The sequence below is a fragment of the Lactobacillus sp. XV13L genome (assembly GCF_059900875.1).
This window is the reverse complement of the sequence record NZ_JBWXGD010000002.1, coordinates 34,881-60,931: the sequence shown is the minus strand read 5'-3', so window position 1 is coordinate 60,931 and position 26,051 is coordinate 34,881. Positions and strand designations below refer to the sequence as shown.

Sequence of the window (26,051 nt, the reverse complement as noted above, 5' to 3'; positions counted from 1 at the left end):
TCCACGATAGGCCCCGGAATCTTATTGTTTACGAACAACGTATAAACGGAGGAAATTAAATTGCGTACTACACAGTTAGCAAAACCTAATGAAATTGACCGTAAATGGTATGTTATTGACGCAACCGATGTGCCTTTAGGCCGTCTGTCTACCGCAGTAGCAACTATTTTAAGGGGCAAGAACAAGCCACAGTACACGCCTAATGTTGACACTGGCGACAACGTTATTGTTGTCAATGCTGGTAAAATCAAGTTGACTGGCAAAAAGGCCACCGACAAGATTTATTACCACCACTCTGGTACACTTGGCGGCATCAAGGCTACTCCAGCTGGCAAGCTGCTTGCCAACAACCCGGTTAGATTAGTTGAATTGTCAGTTAAAGGGATGCTTCCGAAGAACACTCTGGGTCACCAAGAATTCTTGAAGATGCACGTATATGCTGATGCTGAGCACAAGCATGAAGCACAACAACCCGAAAAATTAGACATTAACAAGTTAATCTAGGAGGTTAAACAATGGCACAACAAGTTGCATATGCAGGTACTGGTCGGCGCAAGAATTCAGTTGCGCGTGTCCGTTTAGTACCAGGCACTGGAAAAATTACTGTTAATAACAAGGATGTTGACCAATACATTCCGTTCCCTAACCTGGTTAAGGACTTGAAGCAACCGCTGACACTGACCGAAACTGAAAGCCAATACGACGTTATGGTTAACGTCAACGGTGGTGGATTCGCCGGTCAAGCCGGTGCAATCCGTTTGGGTGTTGCAAGAGCGCTCCTTGAAGTGGACCCAGACTTCCGTGGACCACTCAAGAAGGCCGGATTCTTGACCCGTGACCCGAGAATGGTTGAACGTAAGAAGCCAGGTCTCAAGAAGGCCCGTAAAGCTTCACAATTCAGTAAGCGTTAATTTTTGCTCAGCCTTAGGCTGGATCTTAACGTTTAAGTTAACTTTAAAGCACCAGCACACGTTGGTGCTTTTTGTATAGTAGTAAAAATAATTATTAAAGTCGGAGTTTAGGAGAGGGAGCGCAATGACGAGGGTTGAGTTAACCAGGTTCAGGATTAAAAGGGGTAAGGAAACTGAGGCCCAGGAATGGATGGACTTTCTCAATGACCACCATGACGATACTGTCGCCACGATGGCGGGCGAGCGCATGTACGTTGAGTCTGTGTTCAAAGAGGAGAATGGCGACGGCTATACTTACTTCTACTGGTATTCAATTCAGGGCGACGGCGGCAGTGCCGTGGAGGAATCGACCAGCTACATTGACCAGAAGCACCTGGAGTACTGGAACGCCTGCATCGATGAGAGCTACCGTCCCGTTGACATGATTCTGGAACAGAACCTGCTGGCGCCTGAGATTGAGAAGGCGATTGCCAAGACACCGGACAACGATCAGCGTTAGCCCCGGGACGTCAGCTTGATGTCTTGCGTGCGCTGCGTGGCGTGGCTTTTTGGCCTCACCGCTGCCCGTAATACGTGCGGCGGCCAGCAAGATAGGGATAATGTGAATATGTAAAAAGGCGTTGGGCTTGACTGCTCAACGTCTTTTTTTGCAGGCTGGAATAACTTGCTCCAGGCCTTTGATTTGTGGAAACGGCAACTACATGCTTGCGAGGTTGTCCTCGATTGCCTGATGTTTTCGCTTGCCGCTAATAATAATTAAAGCAATGACGAAGTAGATTGCCACCATAATCAAGGTGACTTGCCACTGGTAGGCGGTGGGGGACGTGGTGCTGCGCACCGCATTGCCCGTACTGTCGATTCCACTATTCCTGAAAAACAGGATGAAATCATATAGGCCATGGTAAACCATCGTCAACAGCAGCGCGTGCGTGTAGAGGTAGACGGCGCTGATAACCAGCGTCCACCCGCCAATGGCGACTACCTGCATGAGGGTGGCCGAAAGCGTTTGGTAACGGACGTTCGACAAATGCCATAGGCCAAAGAGGAGACCATCGAATAACACAATGAGGTAGATCCGGTAGCGGTTGTGGGCAAAAATCTGGGCCAGAAGCGCTATCACGATGAAGCGCATCAGCCACTCCTCCGCAATGCCGGCCTCAAAGCTGGTGAATACAATGCCACCGCTGATTTTTCCCAGGTAATAGTTTAAAACGGAACCTGAATGGAGCGCATCAACCAAGGTAGGAAGAAGTATAAAACATAAATGTGCGGCCAGAAGCAGCACGATCAAGCTGCTGACCCAAAAAGAACTGTGGCGACTAAACGTAAAGTGCGGCCTTTGGATTTTCCAGTCGGACATAACGATTAACGTCACAATGATTAAAACGAAGGTGCCGGAGAAGCCCGAATTGTTCAGCTGCATGAGAATTTTGGCATAGGGCAGGGAACCAGCGATAATGCTGGGGGTGCCAATGGCTGAATCAAAAATGAACCAGCCCAAAAGGATAATCCTGCCCCAGTTGTTCTTGACTTTTCTGAGCGCCAACGCGGCCATTGGAATGTACATGACAAGAGAGTAGAGGGTAATCAGGACCATCCACAAGGTCATGTTGACCAAGTGATAATGGTTCAACACTTGCGTCAGAAAGAATAAACTCTGCGGCAGCGCGTAGCAAATCACGATTGTCTCCAGGTAGTGGCTAACTGACCGCCATTTTGGGGGCTGCACCTCTTCCGGCACAAGCAGGGTAAACTCCAGGAGTGTCAACGCTAAGCAGGCTAATAGCACAAGCATCTGCGACTGCTTGAAAAGTCCTGTATTAACAAGACCCAGCACGCCGCAAAGCAACAAGACAATGAGCTGTCCACTGGTCTGCACGAGGTGGAATTTTTTGAGTGCGTGTTCTGAAAACATGATATTTTTTCTCCTTCGTTAATTTGGTCGTATGGGCAATTTTAAATTTGCCCGGGTTGTATCTGCTGCGTTTGAAGCAAGGTAAAAGTGAAACCGGCACGGCCACGACAGGTGTTTGCTGGCAATAAAGAATGCGTGAGCTTGTGGGCTGCACGCATTCGACGCATTCTTTGAATAAAATTGGGTTTATTCGTACCGTAAAGCGGTGATGGGATCAAGCCTAGCCGCACGTTTCGCCGGCAAGGTACCGGCTAGGAAGGTAATCAGGCAGATAACGCCGATGATGATCAGGCTGCCGCCCCAGTTAAACTGAACTAAAGTGAAACCGTCAATTCCCTTAAGGAAGGTTTGGCTGGCTACCCGGTTCAAAAGCTGTCCCAGCCCCATTGCGGCTAATAAGCCTAAGACAGAGCCAACCAGGCCGATTAGTATAGCTTCGTAGCTAAAGATCGAGAAGACCTTGCCGCGACTCAATCCAAGTGCCTTCATAAGACCAATTTCCCGGGTCCGGTCCCGCACCGACATGAACAGGGTGTTGATTACGCCGAAACTGGCGGCGACCAACGCGATGGCACCAAAGACAATCAGGATGCCGGTGGCCGCGTTGAAGGTGGTAAACAATTGCTTGACGGCATCTTTCAGCGTCATTGCACTGTAGCCTTTTTTGGTAAACTTATCCTCGATGGCTGCAATTTTGTCAGGATCTTTGCTGGTTGGCGTTGCTAAAACTTCAACGTAACGCTCGCGCAGTGCTTTAGGCATGCCCGCCTGGTTGGCGGCGACAATCTTTTCGTTTAAGCCCTGGCTGTATACGCCCTGGCCGCTATTGACCATGCTGTCGTTGCGCACGCCAACAACCGTGGGGTTAATCGTAGTGGTCTTTTTGGTTATTGGCGAAACCGTGACGAGTTTAAGTTTCTGGCCCAAGGCCTTTTGTGCACTCTTGTAGCCAAATGCCTTGGCCATCTGCTTGGTGAGGAGAATTTCCTGGCTCTTTCCTGAAGTTGCAACCTGCCGGCCAGCCTTTAGGTCGTAGTCAACGCCAAGAGTCACCTGGGCGTCCAAAACATACTTGGTCTTGTTGGGCCCCTGAACATAAAGGACGCTGCTGTCCTTTAAGGCCTTGACGTCCTTGACGCCTTTAACCGTTTTGATCTTCTTGACATCCTTATTGGTCATCATTCTATCGGTATTTTGACTGCTATTATTGGGATCATATTTTTCCGGCGTGTTGCTATTGCCGCCGCCGGAAGCTGCGGGCGAAATCAACATTTGCTCGGTATTGCCAACGTTACCGATTTGTTTTTTCAAATAATCGTTAACGCCGTTGTTGATGCCCATCGTAAAACTGATTGTGAGCGAGCCGATCAGCACCGCGATAATTGTTAGCAATGTCCTGCCCTTGTTGTGCCACAGGTTGGTTGCTGCTGAGTTTAAAAGATCGTGAAATTTCATTGTTGGCCTCCTTCGACAACTTGACCGTCTTTAATTTGAATTTGGCGTTCGCACTTTTGCGCAAGGTCGGGATCGTGGGTGACGATAATCAGCGTAATTCCTTTTTCCTGTTTCAGTTTGAACAGCGTGTCCTCAACCATTTTTCCCGTTGTTGAATCCAAATTGCCCGTCGGTTCATCGGCAAAAATAATCTGGGGGTTGTTGACCAGTGCGCGGGCGATGCAGACCCGCTGCTTCTGTCCGCCCGACAGGGCACTGGCCTTGTTTTGGGCCTTGCTCTCCAGGTCAACGCTTTTGATAGCCTCAAGCGCCAGTTCACGACGCCTTTTACCGGTGATGCCGGCAATTTTTAGGGGCAGCATAACATTTTCCAGCACACTGTCTTGTGCGTTTAGAAAAAACTGCTGAAAGACGAAGCCGAAGGTTTGGTTGCGCAATTTGTTTAAGGCCCGTGCCTTGAACTTGCTGGTCGGCTCATCGTTGAGCAACACGCTCCCCGAAGTAGGGTGGTCAAGCAGTGCCATAATATGCATCAAGGTTGTTTTGCCCGAGCCACTTTTACCAATGATGGCAATTGACTCACCCTTGTTGATCTGTAAGCTGATTCCGCGCAACGCGTCGAATTTCGTTGCGCCTTTGCCATATGTCCGCGTTACTGCGCGTGTTTCTAGTAAACTCATTTGTACTCCCCTTTTGTATTAGTGTTATACAAATATAATACACCAATTTTGACGAATGACAATATTTTTTTAAAAAAAATTGCACAGGCACCCTTGTAATCTTCATAAAACTATTTAGATATTTTTCTAAATATTACCACGATTAAACTAAAAAGCAATAAAAAAAGCAGCTTGACAGCTGCTTCTTTGCGATCAATAAGCTAATTAGAAAAATAAGGCTCAAGAATAGTGACCCGGCGCTGGTCGAAATCTAGCTGCACCTGAATTCCGTATGGCAGGGCAGCGTGCGGGTATGCATGACCAAAGTTAAGGCTGTAAGGAATGGGCGTTCCGTATTCCTGTGTTGCCTTAAGCAATTCTTGCTGGTACTCCTCGTAGTACTTCTTGTTCTGAGGCTTGCCCACAATGATGCCCCGAACCGCCGCCAATATGCCGGCCTTGTCTAATTTCGCGAGCATCTTGCGGTAAAGCGCGGGTGGGGGACATTCTTCGCTGCTTTCAATAAAAAGCACCGCTGCCCTAGCTTCTTCTTGCGATAGTATCAAGTGGTAACGCCGAATAATCTCTGCCTCATCAGCATAGCGGGTCGTGGTCAGGTCATCGTACAACGTATCAATGCAGCCGCCCCACAGGCGCCCCTGTATTTGCCCCCGGCCACGCAAGACCTGATACCCTGTGTCGGGGGTGACTGACCCGAGGCGTTCCCAGTGCAGCAGGCGAAAAGTCGGTGCGTTCTTCATACCAAGTTTCACTGGCTGTGATGGCAGTGGTTGGTGAATTGTCAAAAAAGTGTTCCAGCGTTTTTTGGGTATAGGGAAGCAGCTTGTTATCGAGCTCGGCCAGGTCGTTCAGAAAACTAGGACCATAGAAACTTTGCATTCCTAAACGGTAAAACATCAAATGGTTGTTGGTGGTGTCCGAGAAGCCGGTAAAAAGTCTGGGGTGATTGCGTACGGTAGTGGTAAATTCAGTATCTGCCATTAAATAGGGCAGAAGCCGGTAGGTGTCATCACCACCAATTGCCGCAAAGATACCCTTGATCGCGGGATTGAGGAAGGCTTCCTTGAGGTCAGCAGCGCGTGCCTCTGGATGAGCATCCAAATAAGCAATGCCGCGGAGGCTATTAGGCATATACACAGGGATAAGTCCCAATTCTTTAAGACGCTGTTCGCCCAGCCGGCGTTGACGAGCAGCAAAATTTTCGCCTAGTACGCCGCGCGAAAGACTGACAATTGCGATTTTGTCACCTGCTTTTAGGGAAGGAGGTTTTGCAAGCATGATTACATTCCTTTCTTAAGTAGTGCCGGCCATTATTCGAAATTAGAGCACCTTAACCAGTATATTAATGACTAATTGTATTCTGCTGAAAAGCTGAAGTCAATTTAATCATTAGGCTTGCGCAGCAGAAAAGAAAAAGTGCTCCCCACAGCTATTTCGGCAGTTAGGAGCACTTGTTATATTGATAATGTATTATGATGTTTGACTATTTAAAATTTGCTTTTTTGACGTAGCGATTCAGGGCAACAATGTAGTATTGCTTATGCTTAATTGATACTGCGCTGCCGTAAGTTCTAACCGAGCGCCGTTTCTTCAGCACCTTTCTGCCATGACGATTGCCGTATTGGTTGTAAATATAGGCGTTGTGCTTGAGCCTCAACTTCTTGCCATCGATGTTGCCGGCTGCAATGTACAGGCCATCAGGCAATGCATAGTAAGTTTTGCCGTTGATTTTGTCCTTGCCCGTTGTCTTGACTTTTGAGCCCGCTGCGATAATTACGCCGTTGTCGCGCTTGCCCTGTTTGTTGTAGAGGTAGGCATTGTGCATAATGTTCTTTTCGATTAAGTTAACCGAATTACCCTCGTTAGCACCCTGAATTAGTTTCTTTGCCTTTGCTGTTGCTGCTGGGAAGTTAGCGACCTTTACAAAACGGTTGTGTGCAACGATGTAGTACTTGTGACCGCGAATCTTGATGGGATCGCCATAAGTATCAACTAACTGCCCCTTTTTGAGGACTTTAGAGTGCTTCACGCGTTTGCCATAACGGTTGTAGATAAAGGCATTGTGCTTCAGGCTTCTCTTGGTAGCTTCAACGTTATCGGTGGCTACATAGTACTTCTTCTTATTGTCGCCATGGTCAACTAGGACGTAGAACAACCGGTCATTGATCTTTTTGTTGCCGTAGACGTCGAGAACGGATCCCGCTTTAAGCGTAACTGCATTAGTACGTTGACCCGCTTCGTTGTACATGTATGCGTTGTGCATGAGGACAACTTTTTGGATTTTATCGGTAATTTCAGGATTTGAGCTGCCTGGCTGGTTATTCCCGGTGTTTATTGGCACATTGCTGCCCGGCTGATTGTTTCCAGGGATGCCTGGTACAGATGGATTGGTTGGATTAATCGGATTAGTTGGATTAGTTGGATTTTTGGTGTAAACGTAGGTGACTTCTTGTGCGGCATCCGTGAACTTGCCAGTAGCAGAACCATGGACCTCCTTGAAGGTGTAGCCGGTGATGTTCAGCTGGGCATCGGGAATGGGGTCATCAATGTTGCCGCTGAGGACTTTGTCAGGTGCAATGGTGTTGCCATCGGTATCCCTGTAGTGGACCGTGACGTCCTTGCCAGGAATAATGTCCTTGGCGTAGACGTAGGTAACTTCGGTTTCAGTGCTGGTGAATTTTTCACTTGATTTGCTTTTTAGGGTATAACCCTTGATGTCCTTATCCGGATAATTGTCACCGCTGACACCCGTGATGGTTTCATCGGGTGCAATCATGTTGCCAGCCGTGTCCTTGTAGTGCGCCGTAACGGAAAGGCCGTTCACGATTTCAAAGGGAATAATATACCAGCCGCCAGAAGGATAGCCGGCGCTGCCAAACAGTTTTCCCCGGTAGTTGACAGTCATATACCCCCTATCACCGGCGGTAAACTTGCTCATGTCCCATTCCACAAACTTCCCGTCTGCACTGGGGGTTCCTGGCTGGGTGCTAAGATAAAACTTAACGTAGTGGTCGTGGTCAAAATCATCGGTATCAGCCACCCGAATTGGTATCCGGCTGCCATCAGCGTCAAAAAATTCATAGGGGCCGCTAGTATATTTGCTAGTTCCTTGCGGAATTTGCTTAACCGGCAAGGCCACGGATTGATAATAAGCTTGTACGGAAGGATACAGAACGGGATCTGTTTTTAGGGGTGAAAAATCCATGATGTGGTTATATGAAATGGAAAGATTTACCAAGTTGGGCTTGTTGCCAAGGGCGGAAATATCGCTGATGTTGCACATTTGCACTTTGACATTGTTCAGCTTCTGCAAGTCTTTCAGTGCGGATATGTCATTAAGTGCACCGTGCACCATTGGATTTTGAAAAAATTGATTATTCGAATTAATATCCGGAGATAAATCGAGTATTTTTAGATTTGTCGCATACTGCATCCCCTCTAAAGATTCGATGCTCATTGCGTTTTGATAATCCGTTTTGTTTTTCGTGGCCACGGGATAGATGCTAAGGCTATCCATTGCTGCCACATCGGCTTTGGTGATTTCGGATACAGATTTTTTCAGATTAAGCGCAACCAACTTTTGGAGGTTCTTGTCTGGCATCCAGTCATCGATTGCTTCTGTTTCCCTAGGTGCAAGGAGAGGAGCATCCGCCGCTTCACTTTTTGCCCTATAAGTATACGTTACTTCAGTTTCATCGGCAGAGAACTTTTCGCCGGACTTGTCCATCAGCTTGTAACCCGGAATTGCCTTTTCAGGGTATTCGTCGCCCGCCTTGCCACTGATGGTTTCATCAGGTGCAGCGGGGATCGGCTTGCCGTCTTGATCGACATAATGAACCGTTACTTTCACTAAAGCCGTGTCATCGCCGGCGATATCGTTATCGCTGTCTTTGGCACCGGCATCTGGTCCGCTGGCAGGATGCGAGGCGTCCTTTGCAGCTTTCTTCTGGGTCAGGTTGTCACTGGCAGTATTAACTTCTCTTTGAGCTGCTGCAATAACTTTTTTCGCAATCTTAGGCTGGTGGCCTGCAAGGCTGTCAGCATTTACAGTTTCCGGGTTAGACAGGGCGAGCATGCCTAAGGCAGCAGCAGTAACGCTGCTAACGATAATTTTTCTGCTGTTGTGATAAAGCCCTTTTTGTTTATTCATGAATTAATTATTTAACCTCATAATCATCAATTATATTAGTAAATATATTATTATATATGAAAGCACATAACAATACGCTATAGATATTAGTCTAGCTGGTTATTTTTTTATTTAATTGTATTTTTACAGCTGGCTACAAAGAGAAAAAGTTAATTAGTGATACTGGGCTAATTAATTAGTCAAAACAAAATTTTGGCACACTGATTGTCAACCACCTGTTTTTGAACCGGATTTACAAACTCGCTTGGATATTGGCAGCTAAGTAGTCATACAGCATTCCCTCTTTTAACTCCGTGGTGTCAAGCCCTAGCGCCTCGGCAATTGCATAGGCAAAGGCCCAGGCGGTTGCCGGACCGCGACTGGTAATCACCTTGTGCTCATCATCAGTTACTGTGATTGATTCGCAGAAGCGGCCACTCGGGGCATCCTGCTTGGTCTGCTGCTCAAAGCCCGGATAGCAGGTATAGTTGGCGCCCTTTAAGACGCCATACCGTGCCAGTGCAATGGGTGCGGCACACATTGCAGCATCCCACTTGCCGGCCTTGTTTCTTTTAACCATTAATTCGCGTAATTTGGTATTGTCACGCAAATTCTCCGCGCCCGCTTTACCGCCCGGAAATGCGACCAGATCGTAGTCAAACAGACCGTCATCAACTACCCGGTCGCACGCCAGCTTAATCTGGTGGTCTCCGGTAACTTCCTTATCCGTAAGCCCGACCATGTCGGCATGTACGCCCAAGCGCCGGAGCACGTCAATAATACTTAAGCCCTCGACCTCTTCACAGCCGGTGGCAAACACTACCGCTACTTTTTTCATAATTTAATACTTCACAATCCTTTCATCAGTTAAAATCAATTTAATTCAAGGTAAAACAATAAGTCGCTCAACTTATTCAAGTGCAACGTCGGACGTGGACTAATCGGCATCTTGACTTTTTTTGGTGCAAGCCAGAGGGATTGGAGGTTGGCATTTTCAGCTCCCTGAATCTCTTCCGCTAAGTCTGTACCGATAACAAGGCAAGTTGCTGGCGCAAGCTTTTCCGCTTGGACAATCTCCGTCAAGACGGTTTTGGCAGGCAGGAATTGGTCATAGTCATCTTTAAAGTAAGCAGCTGAAAAATAATTCAGCAGCTCGCTTTCCTGCATGCGCGCTTTCGCAACTGCCTTTGTTTCTTTAGCCAGTAAGACCAGATTGACCTCGTCTTTAACCTCATCCAAAAAGGGGATGGCATCTTTAACAAGGTGGTTCTGCTGCTGGAGCTTGCGTGTGAAAACCTCTAATGCTTCAGCCAGCTCCTCTTTTTTAAAGAATGTTTGTAAAATGAGCCTGACGCGATCCGCTAAGCCCAACAATTTGGTCTGTTCCTGCATGGCCGCATACTTCAATCGTTCAGCAGGCCCTAATTCACCGCCAAGCTCTTTTAGAGTCTGGCGAAGCGCATTCCGTTCGGCAGTCCGTTCGTCGAACAAGCTGCCCTCAGGAATAAAGATTAGTGTTTCAAACTGTGACACTTGTGTTTTCCTTTCTTTTAATAAACTATATTATAACCAGGTTTGAATAAATAATAAAGATATATGCAACAACTTATTTGTTTCTTGCTATTTGTAATCATTGTGAATAAAGATCACAATGATTATTAAGTTTAAAGTCTTTTATTTATGCCTGTCAAGCGCTTGCCCCGGCTGATTGTCTACTGCTTAGCGGGTATGAACAAGCACTTGCCGGCTGCTTCAATAATTGGCGCAGACCGGGCCGTGCTAGGCAGGCTACAATTGCATAGCACGCCAATGAACAATAACTAGTTGTGTTTTGCTAAAAATGTGCTATTATTTAGATATAAATCTAATTAGAATTATATCTAAATAGAAGGAGGAAAAAGTGAGTTTCGAGGGTAGTTTCAAGGCTCTATCAGACCCGGTCAGGCGCAAGATTCTGCAGTTGTTAAAGAATGGTCAGATGTCGGCAGGCGAAATTGCCAGTCATTTTTCCATGACCCAGGCCACGGTATCCTATCATCTCAGTGTTCTGAAAAAGGCTGATTTAATTGACGAAGAACGTGAAAAAAACTTCATTTATTATTCATTGAACACATCGATTTTAGAAGAGATTATGTCGTGGCTGGTTGATTTGAAAGGAGATCAAGATGAATCAAAATAATTTTCACAAGACTTTTATTGTTTCCAATTTGTTAATACTATTGCCGGCAGCGGTGGGACTAGTGCTGTATAACCAGCTGCCGCAGCAAATGGCGACGCACTTTGGCTTAAATGACGCGCCCAATGGCTTTAGCAACAAGGCATGGGTTGTTTTGGGCTTGCCTGCTGTGATATTGATAATTCAAGGAGTGATGTTTTGGTGTTTTAAGCATGAAGCACGCACTAAGAACCTTAACTTTAAGGTGGTAGGGATCACTTTCTGGTTCTTGCCGGTGATGATTAACGTCGTTAATCTTTCCTTTTATGTTATTGCCCTGGGCTATCAGTTACGGATCTCGGTTGTTTTGAGCATCTGTTTAGGTCTTTTTTTCATTATTTTGGGGAATTATTTGCCTAAAATCCGGCCTAACCAGGCTGTTGGCATTCGTCTTCCCTGGACGTTGAAAAATAAGCTGAACTGGCAAAAGACGCACCACTTGGCGGGGTGGACCGCGCTCTGTGGTGGTCTGATATTATTGCTAACCGCTTTTTTGCACCTGTTTTGGCTGGTTGTCGCGGTTGTTGTGGGCATCATTTTGATCCCCACCGTCTACTCGTATGCGCTTAGCAAAAGCGGATATTGAAAAATAATCAAACTAAAAGGCGCGGTTCTACTGTGAATCGCGCCTTTTTTGCTAGCGAGTGCTTATCCTTGGCTATGCTTTTTCTTCTTTTAATAAATTTTTCTCGTATATCTTCATGAACGGGTAGTATAAGATTGCATCAATCATGATCAACAATAAAACTAGGACCGCAGCACGCCAATCCATGGTTGAAAGAAAGGCACCGATAGGTGCGGGCATCTGCCACGAAAAGAGGGCAAAAGTTTTTTTGATAAGTCCCAGAGACATCGACAAGTAACTGAGAATTGCGTTGATGACCGAGGTGAAAATGAACGGAATAAAGAAGATGGGATTGAGCATCAGGGGTGTACCAAAAATCATTGGCTCTGAGATACCGAAGATTGCCGGTACTAGACCTACGCGGCCCACGGTCTTTAGCTGCTTGGATTTGGAAAATGACATCAGGATGGCCAGGGCAAGTACAGACCCGCAGCCGCCAATTATTACGAAGTAGACCCAAAAAGGCGTGGTAAAGATGCGCGGCAAAGTTTTCCCGGCGAGCTTTGCGGCAGCATTAATTGACAGGTTGCCATCGCGAATAGGCCCCAAAATCCCCGCCAGGGCAGCATCATGGATGCCAAAGAACCAGAAGAGGTGGACAAGAACGGTTAACAAAATTGTGGCCGGAAGGCTGTCTGCGACCTGAAAGCTAGGAGAAAGCGCACTGTATATGGCCCTGACGGCGGTCGTGTGGTTCAGTTGGCAGATGATGAAGATGACCGCATCAACCGCTAAAATAACTAAGGCCGGGATAAATGAAGCAAAACTTTCTGACAGGGCAGAAGGGACGCCCTTGGGCATTTTGATTCGCCCAAAATTATGTTTGCGCATTGCGTGATAGGAATCGGTGGTTAGGATTGAGACCAGCAGGGCTATTATTATCCCGCGCCCGTCCCAGTAGCTGATATCAACAATGTTGCCCTTGAAACCTAATTGTTGGGGATCAAATACCAGCATGAAAAATCCAGCGAGCGAAAACATGATTGGTGATATTGGGGTCTCTTTGTAATGCTGACAAAGAAAGTAGGTAATACCGACACATATAAAGACCGACATCGCGCTCATTGAAACATCACTAAGCCAGCTCAAAATCAGTGCATTGTGCTGGGCAAAATTGGCCCATGCAACTAAAATGCCGTTGCTGTTTTTAGTTACGGGTGGGGCAGCACCGATTATCACGAAGATTGACCCAAACAGGGTGATGGGCAGAAGGGTCATGAATGTATCCCTGATTGCGGCGAGGTGGCGTTCAGTGGCCATCTTATTGGCAAAAGGCGTGATGTGTTTCTCCATCCAGGACATTAATTGGTCGATTTTCATTTGGCTATTCCCCTTTAATAGTGCTTACGCTTAATCAGTTTTCCATTGGAGACAATGATTTTTTGATACCAATAATAAGATGCCTTAGGTATTCTTCTTTGGCTGGCAAAATCAACGGCTACTATGCCGTACCGCTTTTCGACTCCGTTCATCCACGAGTACAAATCAAATGGTGACCAAGTGAAGTATCCGCGGACATCAGCGCCTGCATCCTGGGCATTCATCAGGGCGTTAAGATGATCATTCATGAAAGAAATACGATAATCATCGTTAACCTGCGGGATGTTAATGTCTTCGTGGACGCCCACGCCGTTTTCAGTGACAAAAATTGGCAAATGATATTTTTGGTAAGCACGCTTCAGTCCATCTTCAAGCCCCTTGGGGTAGATTTCAGTGTCCCACTCGGTATATTGACTGTTGGGATCCATTACCTGTTCGAACCAGCCCTTTATGCGCATCTGGGTTTCGCCTTTTTTCCCGGAATGATTAAAGATCATCTTGGTTTCACCACTGGTATAAGGTTTTACGAGCGTGCGAGCATAATAATTGAGTCCCAAGAAATCAACCGTGTTGTTCCTGATAACTTCAAGAGAAGCCGGTTTCATAAAGGAGACATCACACGTTTGTGCTAGTTTGGCAACCAGGTCAATAGGAAAGCGACCGAGTGCAGCCGTATCTAATATCCAATTATTGGCGTAATTATCGGCATTACGCATGGCAATCTGTGTTTCAATCGTATCGTCGACCCCATCAATTGGTGAGTAACTGTGGACAATGCCAATTTGACCAGTAAATTTTCCGGTGCGATATTTTTGAATGGCCAGCGCACTGGAATACATCACGTTAAAGCCGCATTCAATGGTATGCTGCAGGTTGTGTTCACCGGGCGGGTAGTTGCCAATCAGATAGCCGTTAGCGGTAAACCACTTAGGCTCATTAAATGTGGTCCAATATTTAACCCTGTCACCGAAAGCCTTAAAGCAAACTTCCGCATAGTGGGCAAAGGCCGTGCAGACATCTGGGTTAAGCCAACCACCGACCTCCTGCCAGTATTGTGGCAGGTCCCAGTGGTAGAGGGTAATAAAGGGCGTTATCCCGTTTTCCATACAGCAGTCAATTAGTTTGTTGTAAAAGAAAATTCCCTTTGAATTAACGTCCCCTTCACGGTTTTTAATTATGCGGGGCCACGAAAGGGAAAAACGGTAAGCATTTTGTCCTCCCTCTTTCATCATCTTGATATCTTCTTCAAAATGATGGTAATTATCGCTGGCAACGTCACCGTTTTCTAAATTATTTTCGTGTAGATAATGATCCCACATGGATTCGGCTTTATCATCAACGTCCCACGCACCTTCACACTGGTAAGAAGCGGTTGCTCCGCCCCACAAAAAATTATTATTCATTGACACTCCTTTACATTGAGAAATAAAAAGGCCCTTTTCTGCTCAGACTACAGAAAAGGGCCGCTAAAAACAGTATTTGCTAATACTGTTGGTTCCCAATCTATAGTTCAGAATTTGCGGTTCTGAGTAGAAACTGTCGACCTTATTACGACAATATATAGATATATTATTGATGATACTTGCATTCTAGCAAAGTGGGTATCATTCTGCAATAAGAATATAAAAATTACTTGTGCAGTGAATTATAAAACAGAAAAAGGGATAACTTAGCCAATGAAATGGTTTAGGTTATCTTCAAGCTGCGTGGTCAAGGCGGTGGCATCTATTTGACGCAGCCGGGCCAGCGCCGCAATTGTCTTTTTTAAAATAAGCGGATACTCTTGAACCGCAACGGAATGCCCCAGCAGCCAGGCGGTGGACCCGAGACCATCGGTTTCAATGACCAAGCGATCGAGCGGCACGCGCCGGGCCAGTGCGGTAACGCTGGGGTCACTTAGTACGGCCAGGCAAATGCTGAAATAGCAATCTTCGGCAATATATTCTTGCTGGTAATTGGGGCAGTCATACCAGTGAATCAGGTAGCGGTTGGGATACTGCCGAATTGTCTGCAGGATTTCTGCTTCACAGCCTTTGGTATGGAGAATAACCGGCTTCTGGTTTTTCTGGGCCCACTGCACCTGCGGCACAAAGACCTGCTTTTGCAAGTCTAAGCTATTATGCGTCCATACGCGGTCAAGTCCAATCTCACCGACCGCATCCGCTTGTTCGAGGTAGGGAAGAGCAGCTGAAAAGGCGAACTTGTCCGCGTCCCAGGGGTGAATGCCAAAACTCATGGGTTGGCTGCGTTCGGTCAATTCCTCATTAACCGCCCATTCCGCTGGCGTCTGGCAGTTAATAACGGCTGTGATTTTCTCTGTGCTTTGCATTTTTGCCAGTGCGGCGTTTTTTTCTAAGTGACAGTGGGCATCAGTGAGCATCGGTAAAATTCCCTTCATTAATAATTAAATGACTTATTTCTTCAATATAGCACTCTTATTGCAAGTATTTCAACGGCTTAACGGACAAAGTTAACGGGCAAGAAGGCAGTTTTTAAAGCACGGTCTGGTGCACTTAACAAGTGGGGCGGCACACTGACGATGCCAGTTGACTGCACGCCACGTTTAAGGTTTTGCGTGTGCGACTGCAAAGTCAGGAATCCGCAATTTTAAGATTTTCTAAAGAAAATAAAAAGGCCAGAAATAATTCACCTACCGAAAACAGGCATTATTCTGGCTTTAATTCAGACCTATCGTTATAATAAGAGTACGTTATTTACAGAAATAGGGAGCGAAGCTGAGGAATAGTTATTTTCACTTTAAAAAGAGTCTTACCCAAGACATATGGCATTAATAACATAAATTAAACTCTTTCTATTATTAGCCCTTGCCGCTTTGCATTTACTTTGCGCAAGGGTAGCAAGCCTCTTTTCTGTAAAAAAAGCAATCGCAATAATGGAGGAATAGCATGTCCCAAAAATCAGAACTACTATTAAAACAAACCCCCAAGTCCGGTTTAACTGATGCTGTGGTCCAGCAGCGGCGCGCTAAATTTGGCCAAAATGAGCTTATCGCAAAGCCCCCAATTCCCTTGTACCAAAAAATTGGGCGTCATCTAAGTGACGTATCATCACTGGTCCTGCTGTTTGCGGTGGCGCTGTCTACTTACCTGGCACTTTTTCAAAACGGTGGCTGGACGAAGACGGTCGTCATTGGCGTAATCCTGCTGATTAACGTGGTGATCGGGCTGTACCAAGAGTCCTCGGCGGAAAAAGCGCTCGCCGCCCTGAAGTCAATGAGTTTGCCGCAGGCTAACGTGCGGCGAAACGGTCAGGACCTGGCTGTTGCGGTCACGGAACTGGTTCCAGGCGATCTGGTCCACTTGAAAGTTGGCGACCAGGTGCCCGCAGATGCAGTTGTGCTTGAAGCAGCGAGCTTCGCCGTCGATGAAGCGATTCTAACGGGTGAAAGTCAGGCCGTTTCTAAAACTACTTATCAAAAGGACCGTCAGTTAAAGGCCAAGCAGCAGGTTTATTCTGGAACAGCAGTGGTTAGTGGCCGCGCCCTGGTGCAAGTCACTAAGACGGGCATGGCGACGGAATTAGGCCAGATTGCCGGTTTGCTGAATCAAACCGAGCAGCGCGCTACACCGCTAGATGGAAAATTGAATAACCTGTCAAAGTGGATGACCATTTTTGCCGGTTGCGGGGGTCTAGTGATCTTCGCTCTAAGCATTGGCATCCAAAATAAGGGCATAGCCGACAGCATGATGGTGGGATTGTCCCTGGCGGTGGCCGCAGTACCCGAAACTCTGCCGATCATCGTGACTATCAGTCTGTCGCGCGGCGTCCAGAAAATGGCCGCACAAGGTGCAATCATGCGCCGCGTTGGGGCCGTTGAAACCATTGGCAACGTGGATGTTATTGCAACCGATAAAACGGGCACACTGACGCAGAATAAGATGACCATTACCAAGTATTGGACGCCTGCAACCGGAGTAAGGCAGGCTGAGGCGCAGGTGCCCGCAGCCGGACGCGACCTGGCGCATTACTTGGGTCTAGCGACGAATGCCAAAGTAACTGAAATTGACGGCGAGACGCACGCGTTGGGTGACGCGACCGAAATAGCGATAGTGAACTGGCTGACTGCGCTCGGGACCAGTCGCCAGGAGCTGGAACAGACCGCTCCGCGAATTGCAGAAGACCCCTTTGATTCGGCCCAAAAAACGATGGCGACCGTTCACCGTTTGTCGGATGGCCGCAAGCTTGTTATTGTCAAGGGGGCATGGGAGCGTCTGCCCTTTAAAAAATCGGCGGCGCTTGCCGCCGGTCAACGGGCGCACAATGAGCTAGCGGCGTCTGCTCTGAGAATTTTGGCCGTCGGTTATAAAATCTTGCCCGCTTCCGCTGATATCAAGGACCGAAAAGCACTTCAGGCAGATCTTGAAATCGCGGGCTTAATCGGTCTGATTGATCCACCACGGCCAGAGGTCTTTGCAGCAGTTGAAAAAGCAAAGCAGGCGGGAATCAGGACGGTGATGATCACCGGCGACCACCTCATCACTGCCAAAGCAATTGCAGAGGAAATTGGCATTCTGGAGGGCACCAAGCGTGCGCTTACGGGCAGCGATTTGCAAAAAATGAGCGACGCCGAACTGAAAGAGCAGCTTGAAGACATTGCGGTGTACGCCCGCGTGTCGCCACGTGATAAGATTCGCATCGTCCAGGCTTGGCAGGACCTTGATAAGACCGTTGCCATGACGGGGGACGGCGTTAATGATGCGCCTGCTTTGAAGGCTGCCGATGTTGGCGTAGCCATGGGCATCACCGGCACCGAAGTTGCCAAAGAAGCGGCCGACATGATTCTGACGGATGACAATTTTGCCACGATTATCGCGGCCGTTGCTGCGGGTCGGACCGTCTACCAAAATATTGTCAAGGCGGTTGAATTTTTGGTCGGGGTCAACTTTGCCCAAATTTTCTTGATGATTTTCACTGCACTCCTAGGCTGGGGACCCGCACTTCTGGCCGAGCAGTTGTTGATCATCAACGTGCTGGCCGATGGCATCCCCGGCTTCTTTATTAGTCAGGAACCGGGAGAAGCCCACCTGATGAACCAAGCACCGATTGCAAACAGCGAGAGCCTGCTTGGCCGCGGCCTGCTGCAGCGGATGGCCGTACGGGCGACCACCTTTACGTGCCTGACTCTAGGCGTCTACACTTGGGGGCGCTTTGTCCTTGGATCGGATCAGGCCCAGGTGGGGATGACGCTTGTCTTCCTGGTTCTGGCATTGGGGTCGATGGTTGATATTTACGCAATCAAGGATACGCAGCCGATTAGCTGGAACACGTTCAAGAGCAACCCGCTGCTGAATTGGGGCCTGTCACTGGGCATACTGCTAGTCTTAGCACTGGCCCTGTTGCCCGCTTTGCGTGATTTCATGCAGTTGGCGCAACTGCCGCCTAGCGGATGGCTCGTGGTTCTTGCCGGGAGCTTGTTGCCTACCCTGGTTTTGGAGCTGAACAAGCGAGCCGTTGAGTATCACGAGCAAGTTTGCAGTGAGTCCGAGTGATTTTTGCCGGCGCAACTCTGACTAGTTGACTAGCCGTCCAATTTTATAAGTCCGTTTCACAAGAGGAAACGGGCTTTTTTGATTGCAAAAACGCAAAGTTAAAGTAACGAAGTTAAATAACTAGTGGCCGCTTCTATATAAAATTTCCACCTTAAATGGAAATTCCCCGTAATTACAAAGACTGCGATTAAAGTTATTATGTTTTTGTAAAGGGTTTCAAAGAACAAAAGTGAAGGAGGAAAGATGAAATTCACTGCAAATGATGTTTTTTTAAACGTTAATAAGTCGAGTGTTGATTCATTCTTGAAGTATGCTTCTCAAGCCGCTTTTGACGCAGGTTATACAGAGGACACTGCTGAGCGGGTACGTAAAGGTGCCGGAATTGACCGCTTATACTACAATGCCGGCAATTGCGGATAATGGTTCGGCAACCGTTGGCAACTTTGCCTTGGCCAAAAATGCACTGCGGGCATTGAGCTAGGCAGTAGGCCAAAATAGTTGAATACGCAAGAAGCGCAACGGTGTTCACTGCTACTGTTGCGCTTCTTTTACTGCATAAAGCAAGTATGCGTCGATTAGAAACTTAATACACAAGGATGAGATAAAATGAATAAATTTTTCTGGGGCAATTCGACCTCAAGCATGCAAACGGAAGGCGGCTGGAACGAGGGCGGCAAGAGCCTATCGGTTTATGACGTAAAAAAAGCTGCTAACGATGCCAGCGATTGGCACGTTGCAAACGACAACTACCACCACTTTGAGGAGGATTTTGACTACATGCAAGACTTGGGCATGAACATGTACCGGTTCCAGGTTTCGTGGTCACGGATAATAAAAAATGGTGACGGTGAGGTTAACGAGGAGGGCTTGCGTTATTATGACAGACTAGTCGATGCCCTGCTTGCGCGCAACATTGAACCGATGATCTGCCTTTATCATTTTGATATGCCTTTGCATCTGGCAGAAGAATATAACGGTTTTAGCAGCAAGAAAGTTTGTGCGGCCTTTATCCGTTTTGGCAAGGTGGTGGTTGATCATTTCAAGGACCGCGTCAAGTATTGGATCACCTTTAACGAGCAGAACCTTTACCATACCTCAGAGGCCTTTAAGATTGCAGGTTATGTAAAGGGCGACCACTCATTGACCGTCTTATGCCAGATTGCCCACAACGTGATGTATTGTCATGCGGCCGTTGCCAATTATCTCCATGCCACAACCACCGCTAAAGTAGGCGGAATGCTGGCTTACAGCCAGGTTTACCCGGCAACGGCAAACCCCGCAGATGTTTTTGCCGCGCACCAAATTGCTGAATTTTTGAATTATAACCTGCTTGATGCCTTTGCGTACGGGAAATATTCCGCCATGGTCAAAGCCTTTGTGCGCAATAAGCAGATAAAGGTTGCGCATACGAAAGCGGAGCTAGCAGAAATTGCGGCACTAAGAAGCGACTTTTTGAGTTTTAGTTACTATGCTTCCAGTACGATTGATGCAAGCCGCGTCCCTGCTGGTACGGCGCCAAATTTATACCTGGATTTTGGCAAGGAGGACAATCCGTTTCTAAAGTCCACGGAGTGGGGCTGGCAGATTGATGCTTTGGGGTTCAGGGATGTTCTGAACAAGATTTACCACCGTTACCATCTGCCGGTTTTTCCAATTGAAAACGGAATAGGCGTGCGGGAAAGCTGGGATGGTCAGCACCCAATTGCGGATGATTATCGGATCGATTACCACAGGGAGCACATCAAGGCGATGCAGGATGCAATAAGGCAGGATGGGGTCGAAGTTCTGGGTTATTTAGGCTGGGGACTGATCGATATTATGAGCTCGCAGGGGAACATGGAAAAGCGCTACGGCGTGGTGTACGTGAATCGCACCAACCATGATCTGCGTGATATGAGGCGGGTGCCCAAGAAGAGCTATTACTGGCTGAAAAAGGTTATCCACTCTGATGGCCAAGATTTGGCGTAGCAGCGAGGAGAAACTTAAGATGAATGGTTCTACAAACAGCCCGGGGGAATTGAAGCTGCACCGCTTGTCAGACAAGCATGCAAAAGAGTTGGTAAAAATTGGCAACCAGGTTCATTTGCGGTCAATGCGTGCAGCCTTTACGGCGTTGATGCCTTTTTTGCTAGTCGCGGGGCTAGCCGTTTTGCTTATTGCTGCTTTGAGCACAATTTTACAGGGTGCAGCTTTAGCCCAGCTTCACGTTTGGGCACTTGCCCTCTGCAAGGGGACAATTAATGTTGCTGGCATATTGATTGCACCGCTGGCTGCGTATCATTTAGCCCAAAATAAGGCTTTTGCCAATCCACTTGCGGTGGCATTGACGGCAAGTGCAGCACTATTTATCATGCTGTTTGCTAGTCGCACTTACCCGGCTATTAGCACAAAGCCTGGTTTGTTCGAACAGGTAGGCCCGAGTGGAGTCATTGCGGGGCTCATTATTGGCCTAATTGCAGCAGAAATTCACATGAGAATAGCCCGATTAATGCAACCGGCAGTTAACCCTAAGACTCAAGTACCACCAGCAGCTCTTGCGGATCTTGCGGCCTTAGTCCCGGTGCTGCTGGCTTTGAGCATTTTTGGCCTTGTTGCAGCTACCTGCTTTTACTTTGATTTTGATGTTATTTTTTTACTGTCGTGTTTTGTTCAGCAACCGTTACTGGCAATCGGCACATCACTACCCGGCTTTTTAATTATTTATTCTCTCGGCAACTTTTTATATACGCTGGGCGCTCACCAAACAGTCATCAACGGCACCTTTCTTGACCCCGTGCTCTTAGTGGGAATGATTGAAAATATGGCCCAGGCAATATCGGGTCAGCAGCCCACGCATATCATCAATACGGACTTCGTGACCGTTTATGCGCAGATGGGCGGTACGGGGTTAACCCTGGCTTTGATCATTGCGGGGCTGCTCGTTTCGCGTTATCAACCGTACAGGGATGTTGTCAAACTGGCAACAGTTCCGGGGCTTTTTGAGATTAACGAGCCCATCATCTTTGGCTTCCCAATCGTCTTCAACGTTCCGATGATTATCCCGTTCGTTTTGAGCCCGGTGATTGGATCACTGATCGGCTATTTCGCAACGGCCAGCGGTTTTGTTAAGCCACTGAGTGTGCTCGTGCCCTGGACGACGCCGCCAATTTTAAGCGGCGTCCTGGCTAGTGCCGGCGATTGGAAGGTCGTCTTGGTGCAGATCATCATTCTTATCGTGTGCACGCTGTTCTACGTTCCGTTCATCAAGATTTCTGAACGGGTTGCACTGAAACAAGCGGAATTAGCCCAGGAATAAAAAGCTTGTTGTAATAATGGCATTTGCAAAAAATAATAGCTTCTAGGACGCATATACGCTCTAGAAGCTATTTTGTTTAAAAAAACTTGACAGCGCTTACTGCAACAATGTTAAACTGCAGTTGATACGGTCAGGCAATTATGTTGTTGAGCAGATCAAGCGACCTGGGAATTGTTACCATAGCACCTTCAAAAATGATTGCGATAACAGAATAGATAAATATTTTTTTCATTTGGGGTACCTCCATGCACGATAAAATATACGGTAAAAGATTTAAACGATTAAGGGAAGGGAAAAATTACAGCCTAGATTTTGCTGCGAGCGGTGTTGCATCCAAAACGGCGCTTTATTACTGGGAGAAGGGTCAAGGCAACATGCCCTTTGGCAAGGTTGTCGCGATGCTAAAAAGAATGAATATCAAAGTGACAGAACTGGTTGACGATACAATAGGCAATGACACGAATATTGACGCTATCAATGCCGCTTATATTAATAATGACGACCGAAAGCTGAAGAAAATTGCGGTTAAGTACCTCACACAAAGCAGAAGCAATCCATACAGCAGAAATCTTCTGTTGAGTGCGGCGATTGCGTGCCAATTCTTGAAGGCCGACACGGAGGAAAATTTATTTTTGCCCGGTGACGTTGAGCACCTCGAAGAAATATTGTCGAATACTAATGAGTGGTACTACGAAGACATATTCATTTTTGGCAACACGTTGTCTCTCCTGCCGGGGCGAAAGGTAGTCGCGTTTACTAAAATGCTGATTGCTAAGTTCATTGACAAACAGGATAAAAGCGATGAAAAGTGGCAGCGCGCGGCTCTTATGACCATCCTTAATGCGGCCTTTGCCTTGATCTATGACGATTATCAGAATGCGCAAAGACTCCTTCCCCTAATTGATGCAATCAAGATTAAAGATGAGTTTTTCTTCGAAAGACTGCGCTTAAAGTTTGCCCTTGAATTGCTGCATTACATTGATACAAAAGATGAGACGCAAATTGTTAACAATTACTTTTCGCTGTTAGACTACCTCGGTATGAACCACTTTAGGACAATTGCAAAAAAGATTTTTTTGCAAATAAAGCAGATATATCAGATTCAGTAGTCTAGCTACTGTAATGATACTATTATTACGGAAAAAATAAATAATATGTTCACTATAGTGAACATATTATTTTTATTGTGGTTTGCGATGATAAACTGTCCATAATGAATGAAAGTAGAGGGATCCTAAATTTTTGCATTCATTATTAATGTGTAAGAGAAGTAGATTACGAGATTTTGATCAAATTTATAATCTATACTCTGAATTAGAAGTAGTTATGGGAGAGCATATCATGAAAAAGAGATTTATATTATCGGCTTTAGCTGGTGTAATGCTGTCAATAGGATCTTCGGGCTTAGTATTAGCTGATGAAAACGAAGATACTGGTAACTTAGAAGAAGATACTTCAGAATTGTTGAGAAACAATCACACAGATAGTAACTGGGATTTTAATTTACCAAGGTTGCAGGGAAATATGTATACTAATAGCAGAATGAAGAAGGATAAAAGCAGAAGTTATGCAAAAGCAACTGCCATTGGTAAAGGAAAAATTGCAGTCTGGACTGAAAGAGCGAATGGTGGAAATATCAACACAAGTGAGTATATCTTAAAGCAGGGTCAGAGTGCAAAAATATACAATAGAGCTTATGAAATGTATGGCAAAACAAACATTAAATTAGGTGTCAAAACTGCTGGATTAGAGATTGTCACCGTGCATGCAGGTGGTAAATGGAGTCCAGATTCTATCTAAACTATATTATCAATGAAAAGGAAAATGTCCTTTATCTGGGTATTTTTCTTTTTTAATATTACTAGGAATCAATTATGCTTTTTAAAAAACAGGTACAGAGAATGTGTCTGCGCTGGCAGACCTGGCTGGCGCTGGCAATCGGCCTTACGGTTATTCTTCTGCAGGCCAAAACCATCAACCAGATGAATGCCACCCGCGTAGTAAACAATGCCTTCTTGCATCTAACAGGCTTTGACTTCACCGGGGTAGGTTCGACGATGTATTATTTTTTGCTGCCATTAATGTGCGGTCTAGCCGCCAGCTCTACTTTCCAAGAGGATAAGCTCAACCACCGACTAGATGGGCTGCTGATCCGAACAAGTAAAAGACGGTATCTTTTGGCAACTAGTGCAAGTTCCTTTGTGGTCGGTGGACTTGTGGGCATTTTGCCCCTTCTGCTGGAGGCGGGATACTTCTTTTTAAACTATCATATCGCCAATCTTCCCCAAAGTCGTGATATTCAAATTATTGATCCAAGTGGCTGGGGCTACAACTTGTTCATGCACCACATCCTGTTGTTCTGGTTGTGCACAATGGTGATTGTCTTCGTTTTCAGTGGCTTATTCGGTCTGATGGGCTTAGCCACTTCATACTTCGATGTTCATAAAGGCATTGAGATTGTAACCGCCTTTGTCTTTATGTTTTTAACGGTTTTGCTCGGCGGATTGACTGGTGAGGTCGAGGCTTCACTCAACTCACTTCTTTCACCTAACTCAAGCAATTATTATTTTTATAATATATACATATTGCTGGGCTACTTCGTGGTCATTGTCGGTGCAATCACCCTGATAACGTGGAAGCAGGTTAAGCAAGATGTCTTCAATTAGGCGCTTGTTAAAGGCACATGCACGCCGGCTTGTGCTAATTAGCTTCGTTGCACTGGGATTGCTGGTTGCTTTCTACGCACTGGCCGGACTGGCCCGCGGACTCGGCAAGAGGGCGGCGGTCTATCAGTTGCTAATGCCCAATTCCTTTTACTCGCTGATTGCCTTCATTAACGTTCTGTTTATTGCCGTGGCCCAGCCGCTGCCCAGCAGTTTGGAACAGATTCGGCTGCGACAAAAAGAAGACTGGCTCAAGACGGTGATTGGCTGGCTGCTGCTCAGCAGCCTGTGGACCAGCGTGCTTTCCGCCGCAGTCCTTGAGGGCTTCCTGCTAGCGGAGCCGGCAATTAGCCAAATCTACTGGCTGCCCCTCGTTTTAACCGTGGCAGTTGCCTTTGAGAACCTTCTCTTCTTTCAGAGCCTTATCCTGCTGATTTACCTGCTGGTGCCCATGCTGAATTATCTTTTTGTGAACGGCCTTGTCTATGCACTAGTCGTTCTGCTGACCACCACGCTGATCCGTAATAAAATACTCAGTGCCCTGATCAACAGCGACTTTCTGCTTCAGGGCGATGTGCGCCGGCTTATCCTGCAGACGCTCGTCATGTGGGGGCTCATGCTGGTCTTTTGGGGTCTCAGCAGCAGGCAGTTTTCCCGGGGTGAACGCTTATGAAGTGGCGCGTTTACGGGAATGAAATCCTGACGTCCAACCGGACCGGCAAGGTGGTTGTACTCTTTTTTCAGCTGCTCTTCTGCTGGCAGTACTGCAATATTGAGGGCTTCACGCTGCAGCACAATATTTTTACTACCTATCCGCTTGTTGGCCCGGGCGGAATTACGGGCAACCTCGCCTGGCTGCTGTATTATCTGGGCGGCGAATTTTACCTGCTCCCCACGCTGCAGGACAAGCTGCTGGCTGCCAATCCCCTGGTGGTGGTCAGGAATGAAAAAAGGACGACCATTTTACAAAATTGCCTGTTGACGACAATTGCCTTTGCGATTGTGTATAACCTTTTGTTCTTGGGCGTAATCACGGCCTTTGCCGGGGGCGGCAATATGACCTGGGCAGCCAGCCTGCACCTGCTTTGCAGCCTGTGTTTGAGTCTTGCCGCCTTCACCACATTCTTGCTGCTGTGCTCACTGCTTGAACCAGTCCTGGGCGAGCTTGCGGGCATCGCGCTTGTTCTAATCGCCTTGGCACTGAAGACAAGATGCCTGCCGCTGTTGACAACGCAATTGTGCTGGGGAGCGGACCTGATCAGTTGCGGCTGGCTGCTGGCCACGGGACTTGGGTTGAGCTGGCTCAACAAGGGGATTGAAACGAAATAAGGAA

Annotated in this window: 22 protein-coding genes, 2 pseudogenes and 1 riboswitch; of the genes and pseudogenes, 14 read left to right on the top strand and 10 right to left on the bottom strand. The window is 47.0% G+C overall.

Features of this window, described 5'->3' with window-relative positions; all coding sequences use genetic code 11:
- Positions 1–60 precede the first annotated feature (60 nt).
- The 3 genes from rplM to AC2JF6_RS02350 all read left to right on the top strand — a co-directional run bounded on the left by rplM (position 61) and on the right by AC2JF6_RS02350 (position 1,410).
- Entirely contained in the window at positions 61–504 is a 444-nt protein-coding gene (gene rplM, locus AC2JF6_RS02360; RefSeq protein ID WP_500729160.1) for a 50S ribosomal protein L13, read from the top strand.
- An 11-nt stretch (positions 505–515) separates the two neighbouring features.
- Positions 516–911 (top strand): 30S ribosomal protein S9, encoded by a 396-nt coding sequence (gene rpsI / locus AC2JF6_RS02355; RefSeq protein WP_500729159.1) that lies wholly within the window; start codon positions 516–518, stop codon positions 909–911.
- Between the two features lie 124 nt (positions 912–1,035).
- Positions 1,036–1,410 (top strand): DUF6176 family protein, encoded by a 375-nt coding sequence (locus AC2JF6_RS02350; protein ID WP_500729158.1) that lies wholly within the window; start codon positions 1,036–1,038, stop codon positions 1,408–1,410.
- Positions 1,411–1,608: 198 nt separating this feature from the next.
- Here the strand turns inward: AC2JF6_RS02350 and AC2JF6_RS02345 are convergent, their stop codons facing one another.
- The 7 genes and pseudogenes from AC2JF6_RS02345 to AC2JF6_RS02315 form a co-directional block, all read right to left on the bottom strand.
- On the bottom strand, positions 1,609–2,826 hold the full coding sequence (locus AC2JF6_RS02345; RefSeq protein ID WP_500729157.1) for a CPBP family intramembrane glutamic endopeptidase: 1,218 nt from the start codon (positions 2,824–2,826) through the stop codon (positions 1,609–1,611).
- A 186-nt stretch (positions 2,827–3,012) separates the two neighbouring features.
- A complete protein-coding gene (locus tag AC2JF6_RS02340; protein WP_500729156.1) occupies positions 3,013–4,281 on the bottom strand; it encodes an ABC transporter permease in 1,269 nt (422 codons plus the stop codon).
- Entirely contained in the window at positions 4,278–4,961 is a 684-nt protein-coding gene (locus AC2JF6_RS02335; RefSeq protein WP_500729155.1) for an ABC transporter ATP-binding protein, read from the bottom strand. Before AC2JF6_RS02335 ends, AC2JF6_RS02340 begins: the two co-directional genes overlap by 4 nt.
- 200 nt (positions 4,962–5,161) lie before the next feature.
- Positions 5,162–6,239: pseudogene (locus AC2JF6_RS02330) on the bottom strand (S66 family peptidase).
- A gap of 205 nt (positions 6,240–6,444) precedes the next feature.
- Positions 6,445–9,111, bottom strand: a complete 2,667-nt coding sequence (locus AC2JF6_RS02325; protein ID WP_500729154.1) for an SLAP domain-containing protein — start codon at positions 9,109–9,111, stop codon at positions 6,445–6,447.
- Between the two features lie 232 nt (positions 9,112–9,343).
- Positions 9,344–9,928, bottom strand: coding sequence for a DJ-1 family glyoxalase III (locus AC2JF6_RS02320; protein ID WP_500729153.1), 585 nt, complete (start codon positions 9,926–9,928; stop codon positions 9,344–9,346).
- Between the two features lie 35 nt (positions 9,929–9,963).
- Positions 9,964–10,623 carry an HAD family hydrolase gene (locus tag AC2JF6_RS02315; RefSeq protein ID WP_500729152.1) on the bottom strand — a complete coding sequence of 220 codons (660 nt, stop codon included), beginning with the start codon at positions 10,621–10,623 and terminating at the stop codon, positions 9,964–9,966.
- Positions 10,624–10,990: 367 nt separating this feature from the next.
- On the opposite strand from AC2JF6_RS02315, the gene AC2JF6_RS02310 reads away from it, so the two are divergent.
- The gene (locus tag AC2JF6_RS02310) at positions 10,991–11,269 is read left to right on the top strand and encodes an autorepressor SdpR family transcription factor (protein WP_500729151.1); all 279 of its coding nucleotides are present in this window, start codon (positions 10,991–10,993) and stop codon (positions 11,267–11,269) included.
- A complete protein-coding gene (locus AC2JF6_RS02305; protein ID WP_500729150.1) occupies positions 11,256–11,891 on the top strand; it encodes an SdpI family protein in 636 nt (211 codons plus the stop codon). The genes AC2JF6_RS02310 and AC2JF6_RS02305 overlap by 14 nt, the downstream gene beginning before the upstream one ends.
- Positions 11,892–11,963: 72 nt before the next feature.
- Here AC2JF6_RS02305 and AC2JF6_RS02300 read toward each other — a convergent pair whose 3' ends face one another.
- The 3 genes from AC2JF6_RS02300 to AC2JF6_RS02290 form a co-directional block, all read right to left on the bottom strand.
- A complete protein-coding gene (locus AC2JF6_RS02300) occupies positions 11,964–13,250 on the bottom strand; it encodes a PTS sugar transporter subunit IIC (RefSeq protein WP_500729149.1) in 1,287 nt (428 codons plus the stop codon).
- 14 nt (positions 13,251–13,264) lie between these two features.
- Complete coding sequence (locus AC2JF6_RS02295) at positions 13,265–14,653, bottom strand: glycoside hydrolase family 1 protein (RefSeq protein WP_500729148.1); 1,389 nt, start codon at positions 14,651–14,653, stop codon at positions 13,265–13,267.
- A gap of 83 nt (positions 14,654–14,736) precedes the next feature.
- Positions 14,737–14,834, bottom strand: a riboswitch (purine riboswitch).
- Between the two features lie 85 nt (positions 14,835–14,919).
- Positions 14,920–15,648: a TatD family hydrolase gene (locus AC2JF6_RS02290; protein WP_500729147.1), complete on the bottom strand. Its 729-nt coding sequence runs from the start codon at positions 15,646–15,648 to the stop codon at positions 14,920–14,922.
- A 508-nt stretch (positions 15,649–16,156) separates the two neighbouring features.
- Here AC2JF6_RS02290 and AC2JF6_RS02285 point away from each other — a divergent pair.
- The 9 genes and pseudogenes from AC2JF6_RS02285 (at position 16,157) to AC2JF6_RS02245 (ending at position 26,047) form a co-directional block, all read left to right on the top strand.
- Complete coding sequence (locus AC2JF6_RS02285; RefSeq protein ID WP_500729146.1) at positions 16,157–18,760, top strand: cation-translocating P-type ATPase; 2,604 nt, start codon at positions 16,157–16,159, stop codon at positions 18,758–18,760.
- A gap of 349 nt (positions 18,761–19,109) precedes the next feature.
- A pseudogene (locus tag AC2JF6_RS02280) lies at positions 19,110–19,241 on the top strand (fructokinase/branched chain amino acid--2-keto-4-methylthiobutyrate aminotransferase); the annotation flags it as partial.
- Positions 19,242–19,366: 125 nt separating this feature from the next.
- Positions 19,367–20,728 carry a glycoside hydrolase family 1 protein gene (locus AC2JF6_RS02275; RefSeq protein ID WP_500729145.1) on the top strand — a complete coding sequence of 454 codons (1,362 nt, stop codon included), beginning with the start codon at positions 19,367–19,369 and terminating at the stop codon, positions 20,726–20,728.
- Between the two features lie 19 nt (positions 20,729–20,747).
- Complete coding sequence (locus AC2JF6_RS02270; RefSeq protein ID WP_500729144.1) at positions 20,748–22,055, top strand: PTS sugar transporter subunit IIC; 1,308 nt, start codon at positions 20,748–20,750, stop codon at positions 22,053–22,055.
- Positions 22,056–22,300: 245 nt separating this feature from the next.
- Positions 22,301–23,164: a helix-turn-helix domain-containing protein gene (locus tag AC2JF6_RS02265; RefSeq protein ID WP_500729143.1), complete on the top strand. Its 864-nt coding sequence runs from the start codon at positions 22,301–22,303 to the stop codon at positions 23,162–23,164.
- A gap of 232 nt (positions 23,165–23,396) precedes the next feature.
- Positions 23,397–23,855 (top strand): DUF2712 domain-containing protein, encoded by a 459-nt coding sequence (locus AC2JF6_RS02260; protein WP_500729142.1) that lies wholly within the window; start codon positions 23,397–23,399, stop codon positions 23,853–23,855.
- Positions 23,856–23,956: 101 nt separating this feature from the next.
- The gene (locus AC2JF6_RS02255) at positions 23,957–24,721 is read left to right on the top strand and encodes a hypothetical protein (protein WP_500729141.1); all 765 of its coding nucleotides are present in this window, start codon (positions 23,957–23,959) and stop codon (positions 24,719–24,721) included.
- Positions 24,708–25,391: a hypothetical protein gene (locus tag AC2JF6_RS02250; RefSeq protein ID WP_500729140.1), complete on the top strand. Its 684-nt coding sequence runs from the start codon at positions 24,708–24,710 to the stop codon at positions 25,389–25,391. Before AC2JF6_RS02255 ends, AC2JF6_RS02250 begins: the two co-directional genes overlap by 14 nt.
- The gene (locus tag AC2JF6_RS02245; RefSeq protein ID WP_500729139.1) at positions 25,388–26,047 is read left to right on the top strand and encodes a hypothetical protein; all 660 of its coding nucleotides are present in this window, start codon (positions 25,388–25,390) and stop codon (positions 26,045–26,047) included. The genes AC2JF6_RS02250 and AC2JF6_RS02245 overlap by 4 nt, the downstream gene beginning before the upstream one ends.
- Positions 26,048–26,051 lie beyond the last annotated feature (4 nt).

Excerpts from the sequence above, each read along its gene's own strand:
- AC2JF6_RS02270 (WP_500729144.1), top strand. The coding sequence starts at position 20,748 with ATGAATGGTTCTACAAACAGCCCGGGGGAATTGAAGCTGCACCGCTTG.
- AC2JF6_RS02285 (WP_500729146.1), top strand. The coding sequence starts at position 16,157 with ATGTCCCAAAAATCAGAACTACTATTAAAACAAACCCCCAAGTCCGGT.
- AC2JF6_RS02320 (WP_500729153.1), bottom strand. The coding sequence starts at position 9,928 with ATGAAAAAAGTAGCGGTAGTGTTTGCCACCGGCTGTGAAGAGGTCGAG.
- AC2JF6_RS02290 (WP_500729147.1), bottom strand. The coding sequence starts at position 15,648 with ATGAAGGGAATTTTACCGATGCTCACTGATGCCCACTGTCACTTAGAA.
- rpsI (WP_500729159.1), top strand. The coding sequence starts at position 516 with ATGGCACAACAAGTTGCATATGCAGGTACTGGTCGGCGCAAGAATTCA.
- AC2JF6_RS02340 (WP_500729156.1), bottom strand. The coding sequence starts at position 4,281 with ATGAAATTTCACGATCTTTTAAACTCAGCAGCAACCAACCTGTGGCAC.
- AC2JF6_RS02250 (WP_500729140.1), top strand. The coding sequence starts at position 24,708 with ATGTCTTCAATTAGGCGCTTGTTAAAGGCACATGCACGCCGGCTTGTG.
- AC2JF6_RS02295 (WP_500729148.1), bottom strand. The coding sequence starts at position 14,653 with ATGAATAATAATTTTTTGTGGGGCGGAGCAACCGCTTCTTACCAGTGT.
- AC2JF6_RS02335 (WP_500729155.1), bottom strand. The coding sequence starts at position 4,961 with ATGAGTTTACTAGAAACACGCGCAGTAACGCGGACATATGGCAAAGGC.
- AC2JF6_RS02255 (WP_500729141.1), top strand. The coding sequence starts at position 23,957 with ATGTGTCTGCGCTGGCAGACCTGGCTGGCGCTGGCAATCGGCCTTACG.
- AC2JF6_RS02265 (WP_500729143.1), top strand. The coding sequence starts at position 22,301 with ATGCACGATAAAATATACGGTAAAAGATTTAAACGATTAAGGGAAGGG.
- AC2JF6_RS02260 (WP_500729142.1), top strand. The coding sequence starts at position 23,397 with ATGAAAAAGAGATTTATATTATCGGCTTTAGCTGGTGTAATGCTGTCA.
- AC2JF6_RS02300 (WP_500729149.1), bottom strand. The coding sequence starts at position 13,250 with ATGAAAATCGACCAATTAATGTCCTGGATGGAGAAACACATCACGCCT.
- AC2JF6_RS02325 (WP_500729154.1), bottom strand. The coding sequence starts at position 9,111 with ATGAATAAACAAAAAGGGCTTTATCACAACAGCAGAAAAATTATCGTT.
- AC2JF6_RS02245 (WP_500729139.1), top strand. The coding sequence starts at position 25,388 with ATGAAGTGGCGCGTTTACGGGAATGAAATCCTGACGTCCAACCGGACC.
- AC2JF6_RS02350 (WP_500729158.1), top strand. The coding sequence starts at position 1,036 with ATGACGAGGGTTGAGTTAACCAGGTTCAGGATTAAAAGGGGTAAGGAA.
- AC2JF6_RS02345 (WP_500729157.1), bottom strand. The coding sequence starts at position 2,826 with ATGTTTTCAGAACACGCACTCAAAAAATTCCACCTCGTGCAGACCAGT.
- AC2JF6_RS02275 (WP_500729145.1), top strand. The coding sequence starts at position 19,367 with ATGAATAAATTTTTCTGGGGCAATTCGACCTCAAGCATGCAAACGGAA.
- AC2JF6_RS02305 (WP_500729150.1), top strand. The coding sequence starts at position 11,256 with ATGAATCAAAATAATTTTCACAAGACTTTTATTGTTTCCAATTTGTTA.